This window comes from Mycobacterium sp. 050134 (genome assembly GCF_036409085.1).
Lineage (GTDB): Bacteria > Actinomycetota > Actinomycetes > Mycobacteriales > Mycobacteriaceae > Mycobacterium.
On record NZ_JAZGLV010000090.1, the window covers coordinates 1 to 347 of the forward strand.

The 347-nt window shown below is 51.0% G+C and carries 1 protein-coding gene; it reads right to left on the bottom strand.

Annotated elements, in window-relative coordinates; all coding sequences use genetic code 11:
- On the bottom strand, positions 1-347 hold a 347-nt coding region (locus SKC42_RS27530; RefSeq protein ID WP_330967380.1), incomplete at both ends, for a hypothetical protein.

The following is a 347-nucleotide window of genomic DNA, read 5'->3' on the forward strand; positions in this document are numbered from 1 at the left end:
TACTCCCTGGATACGGCTCTGCCAATCCAGTCGTCAGCGCCAAAGCGTCGACGGCAACGATAGTCCAGGCGATGATGGTGTCATAACCTTTGGCTCGCCGCTCTTCTGCTTGGAAACGTTTTTGATCCGACGAAATGAGCCCGTCTAAAACCTCGTTTATAAACTGGGCGTGCGCCTTTTTCGGCCGCTTGTCGTACGTGTTCCGCACCCATGCATGAAAATCATTTGCTTGCTTAATAACACGATTATCTCGCCGGGAGTATAGAAATTTGCTAGCGCCACCCGTGCCATACAATACCGATCCACCCATATTGGTGGCCAGTGTGGCGACATATTCATCGCTGAAT